The organism is Bacteroidia bacterium (genome assembly GCA_025056095.1).
In the GTDB taxonomy this organism is placed as follows: Bacteria; Bacteroidota; Bacteroidia; order JANWVE01; family JANWVE01; genus JANWVE01.
Map to the genome: position 1 here is coordinate 1 of JANWVW010000138.1, position 7358 is coordinate 7358.

The 7358-nt window shown below is 39.0% G+C and carries 6 protein-coding genes; 2 read left to right on the top strand and 4 right to left on the bottom strand.

The annotated features are described in order from the left end of the window. The first annotated feature begins 269 nt into the window (after nucleotides 1-269). Nucleotides 270-2618: a ribonucleoside-diphosphate reductase subunit alpha gene (locus tag NZ519_09925; GenBank protein ID MCS7029070.1), complete on the top strand. Its 2349-nt coding sequence runs from the start codon at nucleotides 270-272 to the stop codon at nucleotides 2616-2618. Between the two features lie 112 nt (nucleotides 2619-2730). Here the strand turns inward: NZ519_09925 and atpD are convergent, their stop codons facing one another. From atpD to NZ519_09945, 4 genes are all read right to left on the bottom strand, one after another. After that, on the bottom strand, nucleotides 2731-4239 hold the full coding sequence (gene atpD, locus NZ519_09930; GenBank protein MCS7029071.1) for a F0F1 ATP synthase subunit beta: 1509 nt from the start codon (nucleotides 4237-4239) through the stop codon (nucleotides 2731-2733). Between the two features lie 103 nt (nucleotides 4240-4342). Next, nucleotides 4343-5149 carry an alpha/beta hydrolase gene (locus NZ519_09935; GenBank protein ID MCS7029072.1) on the bottom strand — a complete coding sequence of 269 codons (807 nt, stop codon included), beginning with the start codon at nucleotides 5147-5149 and terminating at the stop codon, nucleotides 4343-4345. Nucleotides 5150-5218: 69 nt separating this feature from the next. After that, the gene (locus tag NZ519_09940) at nucleotides 5219-5806 is read right to left on the bottom strand and encodes a DUF5683 domain-containing protein (GenBank protein MCS7029073.1); all 588 of its coding nucleotides are present in this window, start codon (nucleotides 5804-5806) and stop codon (nucleotides 5219-5221) included. Further along, nucleotides 5778-7019, bottom strand: a complete 1242-nt coding sequence (locus NZ519_09945) for an insulinase family protein (protein MCS7029074.1) — start codon at nucleotides 7017-7019, stop codon at nucleotides 5778-5780. The genes NZ519_09940 and NZ519_09945 overlap by 29 nt, the downstream gene beginning before the upstream one ends. A gap of 95 nt (nucleotides 7020-7114) precedes the next feature. Between NZ519_09945 and NZ519_09950 the strand changes: the two genes are divergently transcribed. Next, complete coding sequence (locus NZ519_09950) at nucleotides 7115-7294, top strand: hypothetical protein (protein MCS7029075.1); 180 nt, start codon at nucleotides 7115-7117, stop codon at nucleotides 7292-7294. Nucleotides 7295-7358 lie beyond the last annotated feature (64 nt).

Below are 7358 nucleotides of genomic sequence, written 5' to 3' on the forward strand. Positions count from 1 at the left end.
GCGTAGCCCGCAGCACGCCGACCTTGCCCACACAAGCGCAAGCGAAGTGTGGGCAAGGGCACGCCCAAAAAATAATCAACTTCATCTATATGCACTCTTACAATTGAAAAGCTAATTTGCTCAATCTATTAGTAGCCTGTTAAATTTTAACTCAAAAATTTTTTGCCTTATAAATCAACCGTTTACAGCCTTTTGTTTTATAGTGGAATAGATTTAACTTATTTTTGCGTTGCATAAAAAGAAACAAACCTATTTAATTAAAAGGTACTATGTACGTCATTAAAAGAGATGGACGGAAAGAATCTGTAAAATTTGATAAGATTACTTTTCGTATTCAAAAATTGAGTTATGGGCTAGACCCTAAATACATAGATGCCGTAGAAGTAGCCAAAAAGGTTATAGAAGGTATCTATGATGGAGTAACTACTACTGAATTAGATACCTTAGCCGCAGAAACAGCTGCTTCTTTGACAACTAAGCATCCTGACTATGCTATACTTGCCGCTCGGATTGCTATTTCCAACTTGCACAAAAACACAGAAAAATCATTTTCTAAAACGATAGACAAATTATATCACTACATAGACCCCCGAACAGGACAAAAAGCAGGCTTAATTGCAGATGATGTCTATGAAATTGTAATGGCAAATGCAGAACTACTAGACTCTACTATTATCCATGACCGAGATTTTGGATATGATTATTTTGGTTTCAAGACATTGGAACGCTCTTACTTGCTCAAAATGAATGGTAAAGTGGTGGAAAGACCGCAGCACCTGCTCATGAGAGTAGCAATTGGTATTCACAAAAACGATATAGATGCGGCAATTGAAACGTACAATTTAATGTCTGAACGTTGGTTTATCCATGCATCGCCCACTTTGTTCAACGCAGGTACTCCAAAACCGCAAATGTCTTCCTGCTTTCTACTGACCATGAAAGAGGACAGTATAGAGGGCATATATGAAACACTCAAACAGTGTGCAAAAATTTCCCAATCCGCAGGTGGAATAGGATTAAGCGTACACAATATACGGGCAAAAGACAGCTACATCAGGGGGACAAACGGCGTTTCTAATGGATTAGTGCCTATGCTCAGGGTCTTCAACGATACTGCCCGATACGTAGACCAAGGTGGAGGTAAACGCAAGGGCGCCTTTGCTATCTACATAGAACCCTGGCATGCCGATATTTTTGACGTGTTAGAGCTAAAAAAGAACCATGGCAAAGAAGAGCAACGCGCAAGGGACCTCTTTTATGCCCTTTGGATACCTGACCTCTTTATGCAAAGAGTAGAAGCTGACCAAGAATGGTCTTTATTCTGCCCTAACGAAGCACCAGGCTTGTACGACGTATATGGAGAAGCTTTTAACCAATTGTACGAAAAATACGAAAAAGAAGGCAGACAACGAAAAACTATCAGAGCTCGTGAACTTTGGACAAAAATCATAGAAGCCCAAATAGAAACCGGTAATCCTTACATGCTCTATAAAGATGCATGTAACCGAAAAAGTAATCAAAAGAATTTAGGTACTATTCGCAGTAGTAATTTATGTACAGAAATTATAGAGTACAGCAGCCCTGATGAAATAGCAGTTTGCAACCTTGCATCCATTGCTTTACCAAAATTTGTAGATCCTATTCGAAGATATTTTGATTTTGACAAGTTAGTGGAAATTACTCGGGTCATTACTCGTAATTTGAACAAGATTATAGATGGTAATTACTACCCTGTATCCGAAGCAGAGCGCAGTAATAAACGGCATAGACCTATAGGTATAGGCGTACAGGGATTAGCGGATGCATTCATTTTAATGAGATTTCCGTTTGAAAGTGAAGAAGCTCGCGCACTTAATAAAGCCATTTTTGAAGCTATTTACTATGGGGCATTATTAGAAAGTAACGAACTAGCCAAAAAATATGGACCCTACGAAACTTTTCAAGGCTCACCTGCTAGCGAAGGTATATTACAGTTTGACATGTGGGGCGTAACCCCTTCTGACCGTTGGGATTGGGCAGGATTGAAAGAAAGCATTAAAAAATATGGACTACGCAATAGCTTGTTAATAGCCCCTATGCCCACAGCGTCTACTTCGCAAATACTGGGAAACAATGAGTGCTTTGAACCCTATACTTCAAACATATACACCCGTAGGGTACTTTCAGGAGAATTTACCGTAGTCAATAAACACTTGATGAAAGATTTAGTAGAGCTTGGTCTTTGGAACGAAAGACTAAAAGATAAAATCATTTTGCACAAAGGCTCAATACAGAACATTCCTGAAATTCCTAAACATATCAAAGAACTGTATAAAACTGCATGGGAGATTAAGCAAAAAACCTTGATTGACATGGCAGCTGACAGAGGAGCATTCATTTGTCAAAGTCAAAGCTTGAACTTGTTTATGGAAAACCCTAACTACGCTAAGCTAACCTCTATGCATTTTTACGCATGGAAATCAGGCTTAAAAACAGGAATGTATTATTTAAGGACCAAAGCCGCCGCAGATGCTATTCAGTTTACCATTGACAAAACTAAGCTTCAAGAAGATACCCCTAAACAACAGATTGCTTGCTCTTTGGACAATTCAGATGCTTGTGAATCCTGTAATGGATAATGTTCAAGTTTTTTCGCCCCCGCGAAGCGGGGGCGAAAAAAACAATTTTTTTAAGATGAAGCAAAAATAAAAAACCGCAGCATAACGCTGCGGCGCAAAAAGCTAAGCAGCTTTATTTATTCAACTCTGCTTTAATTTTCTTATCTTTCTCAATTGCTTCTTCGAGCGTACCTACGAGATAAAAAGCATTCTCATCCATGTGATCAACCTCACCGTTAATAATTGCATTAAATCCTTTTATGGTATCTTGAATTGACACTAATTTTCCCTTCATACCTGTGAACTGTTCAGCTACGTGGAAAGGTTGGCTAAGGAAACGTTGTACCTTGCGGGCCCTATAAACTACTAGTTTATCTTCATCGGAAAGTTCGTCTAGCCCCAAAATAGCAATGATATCTTGTAGGTCCTTATAGCGTTGCAAAATTTCTTTTACTCTTTGAGCGCATTGGTAGTGCTCTTTGGAAACTACGTCAGGGGTAAGGATGCGAGAGGTAGAATCTAATGGGTCTACAGCAGGATAAATTCCCAAAGCTGCAATTTGACGGGAAAGTACCGTAGTGGCATCCAAGTGTGCAAAAGTGGTAGCAGGTGCGGGGTCTGTTAAGTCGTCAGCAGGTACGTATACTGCTTGTACAGAGGTAATAGATCCACGTTTAGTAGAAGTAATGCGCTCTTGCATAAAGCCCATTTCTGTGGAAAGTGTAGGCTGATATCCTACGGCAGAAGGCATACGCCCTAAAAGCGCAGATACTTCTGAACCTGCTTGTGTGAAACGGAATACATTGTCAATAAAGAATAAAATATCTCTTCCACCACTCTTTTCATCGCCATCGCGGAAATATTCTGCTATGGAAAGTCCCGATAAAGCTACCCTTGCTCTTGCCCCAGGGGGTTCGTTCATTTGCCCAAATACTAGTGTAGCTTGAGACTCTTTAAGTGCGTTGTAATCTACTTTACTCAAATCCCAATCTCCTTCTTGCATGCTACGTTTGAAAGCTTCTCCGTATTTGATTACATTAGCCTCAATCATTTCACGAAGTAATTCATTTCCTTCGCGAGTACGCTCTCCAACTCCTGCAAATACAGACAGACCTGAATAAGCCTTAGCAATATTGTTTATCAGTTCCATGATAAGAACTGTTTTACCTACTCCCGCACCCCCAAATAAACCAATTTTACCCCCCTTAGGGTAGGGTTCAAGTAGGTCAATAACTTTAATTCCTGTATATAAAACTTGTACTTCTGTACTTAATTGTTCAAAAACAGGTGGGCTTTTATGAATAGAATACCCCTTTTCTGATTTAGGTTGTGGAAGTCCGTCAATGGCTTCACCTACAACATTAAACAACCTTCCCCGAATCTCATCCCCTGTGGGCATTTCTATAGTTCTACCTAAGTCTTCCACAGGCATCCCGCGTGTTAAGCCATCTGTACTGTCCATTGCAATTGTGCGTACACGCTCCTCGCCCAAGTGCTTCTGACACTCTAAATACAACTTAGAACCATCAGGGCGAGTAACTACTAAGGCATTGAGTATCTTAGGTAATGTAGAACCTTTTTCTGAAAAGTCCACATCTACCACCGGACCTATAATTTGGGCAATACGACCTATGTTTGCCATACAGTTTTACTTTGGCTTGCAAGTTAGTAAAAATGAACTCAATAAATGAAAGAAAAATGCTCTATCTAAATATAAAATCTTGACTATCAAAAATATAAAGTTTCTAACTAATAAAACTTAAAATGTGCGCAGCTAATTGTGGTACGGCTTCCAAATTAAGTGTATGACCTGCTTTGGGAATAACAATCAATTTGCTATTTGGCAAAACTTGATGTAGGTCCTGCCCAAATTTAGGCGGACATAAAAAGTCTTCCTCTCCGTGGATAATCAGCGACTTAGTAGGATTTTGAGCTATAACAGGTAAGTAATTTCTTTCGCTTGATGCGGTAGCTTGCATGAGTGCAAGGATATTTTCAGGTTTAAGTTGCTGACTAATCCGATTATTTTTTAGCACATCAATTGGAATAACGGGATTTTCAAAATACGAAGCGCCCAAGCCAATTGGCAAAATAACTTCAACTAAATGTTCATAGCCCCCTACTAAAAGGGCTTTTTTCCACATTTCACCAATAGCATCAAAGTATGGAGTTTTGTAAGCAAAAGTGGAGATAAGTATTGCACTTTTTATTTTTTGAGAATATAAGTGCATCATACGCAATACTACTGCGCCCCCGTAGGATATACCTGCAATGTGCGCAGTAGAAATGTTGAGATGTTCTAAAAGCGTAAAAATGTCCGTTGCATGGTTCTCAAATGTTCTAAAATGCGGCGCAGCTGAAGATTGACCTTGAAAAATAAAATCTACTAACAGCTGATGATGTGTCTTTTCAAAATACGGAGTAGTAAGTTTCCAAGAAAGCGTAGATTGTGTCAATCCATTGAGCCATACTATCCAATCTGTGTCTTGTTTAGCAGTACAAGGTAAAACTTCGTAGTACAACAAAGCACCATCAGACAAAGTCAAATGCATATTACAAAAATACAGAATAATATAGGCTTTTGAGCAGCAAATTTATTTTAATCTTTCGCAAACCATAAGCTACCTTGAAAAGCACCTTTTGTTCAAACCAATAGTTAAACTGATTCCTGCATACATACTTTCAGAAGAATGTTCAGGTGTTCTCAAAATAGGCTGAAATTTTAATGACAAGTCGTCAGAAATGTCGTAGGTAGCTAAGTGTGCATCCACGTAAGCGTCTATAATGTTACCTACATAAATCAACGCGGTTACAATAGCGAATAAATCTCGATAGCGCCTGCGCTCTTCTGCGTAAGTTCGCAGAGCATCAGAAGATACATTTTTGAAAATTTCATTTTGAACCATGCCATTATTTTTATTCCGAAACTCTAACTCTCTTTGTACAATTTTGTACTCTTTATGATTGTAATGCACTGTCCAAATTGTACCTGCCCCTAAAACATAAATAATCGGAACTTTCCAATATTTTTTTACATACACTTGACCTGTTCCTGGCAGAATTGCAGAATATATCGCAGCTCTATCGGGATTATACGGTGAAGGTGGCACGTTTCTTATAGTATCTTGTGCCCAAGCAGTGTAGCAGTTCCAAAAAATTACAAAGCCAATCCAAATAAATCTATGCTTGCGGTAGATATTGTAACACATTCATTCTTTCAGGTTTAAGATACTCTTGTGCTACGCGTATAATATCTTGGCGAGTAACTTCAAAATATCGGTCTAACTCTGTGTGAATGAGGTTTGCATCCCCCAAATGGGCATAATAAGCCAAATAAAACGCCTTGTTAAAAAGCTCACTCAATTGACTTGCAGCATAAAATTCCATTTGATTTTTTACCTTTTCAAGCTCTCTATCTTCAAATGCGCCATTTTGATAACGTTCAATAGCACTTAAAAACTCATTTTCTAAAACACCCAAAGACACATTCTGCCGAGCGTATGCATGCAGGACAAACATACCTGGGTCAAGATTACCTGTAACGTAAGTAGATACACTATTACATAACTGCTTTTGTTTAACTAACGTTTGATACAAATATGCAGACTTTCCACCTGTGAGCATGTCAGAAAGTAGGTTTAGCGCGTAGAAGTCTTTATGCTTGCGTTCGGGTACGCGATAAGCTATGTACAGTGCAGGTAAAGGTACTTTGGCGTAAACTGTTTCTACTCTTTTCTCGTACTGTTCAGGTTCTTGGGGATATTTTTGTTCAGGTCTTTTGCCTGGGGGAATACTGCCAAACCATTTATCGGCTAACGCATAAATTTGTTCAGGAGTACAATCACCCGCTACACTCAAAATACAATTGTTCGGAATGTAGTAGGCGTAAAAAAATTCTTTAACTTGTTCCAAAGTAGCATTTTCAATATGAGAAAGTTCTTTACCAATAGTTGCCCATTGATATGGATGCTTTTTATACACTAATGGGCGCAGTCGTAGCCATGCATCGCCGTACGGTTGATTGAGGTATCTCTGTTTAAACTCTTCACAAACTACATTTCTTTGTACTGCAAGACTTTTTTCCGAAAAATCTAAACTATACATTCGGTCAGATTCTAACCAAAAAGCCGTTTCCAATTGATTGGAAGGCGTGATAAGATAGTAGTTTGTAATATCGTTATCGGTAAAAGCATTATTTTCTGCACCTATGCGTTCAGCAACTTCATCGTAAAAAGGGATATTTTTAGAACCACCAAACATTAAATGCTCAAACAAATGTGCAAATCCTGTATGATTAGGATCTTCATCTCTTGCACCTACGTTGTATAGAAGGTTAATAGCTACACGGCTAACAGTATGATCTTCATGCACATACACTCTAAGCCCATTTGATAAAGTAAAATGCACAAAGTTTATTTTCATAAGGGCAAAAATAAAAAAATATGAGCAACTAGCGGATTCTTTGTTTATTGTTAAGCCTTGCAAAAGGTAGCTATGCGAAGGTTAAATTTTAATTTTTGGGCGTGCCCTTGTGGGCATTTCGCTTGCGCTCATGCCCACAAGGTCGGCGTGCTACGGGCTACGCTTTCGCTTCGGTGCTTCGCTGCGCTACGCACCGTGCTGACGCACGCCCTTCGCATGCCTCACGCAGAAAAAACACACACAACAACACAAATCTTAACCTCATACACAATTGATACTCAACACACAACAAAATAAAACACCCCAAAACCTAAAAACCAAATTCCTGCCTTTTCGCTT

Excerpts from the sequence above, each read along its gene's own strand:
- NZ519_09925 (MCS7029070.1), top strand. The coding sequence starts at position 270 with ATGTACGTCATTAAAAGAGATGGACGGAAAGAATCTGTAAAATTTGAT.
- atpD (MCS7029071.1), bottom strand. The coding sequence starts at position 4,239 with ATGGCAAACATAGGTCGTATTGCCCAAATTATAGGTCCGGTGGTAGAT.
- NZ519_09935 (MCS7029072.1), bottom strand. The coding sequence starts at position 5,149 with ATGCATTTGACTTTGTCTGATGGTGCTTTGTTGTACTACGAAGTTTTA.
- NZ519_09940 (MCS7029073.1), bottom strand. The coding sequence starts at position 5,806 with ATGTGTTACAATATCTACCGCAAGCATAGATTTATTTGGATTGGCTTT.
- NZ519_09945 (MCS7029074.1), bottom strand. The coding sequence starts at position 7,019 with ATGAAAATAAACTTTGTGCATTTTACTTTATCAAATGGGCTTAGAGTG.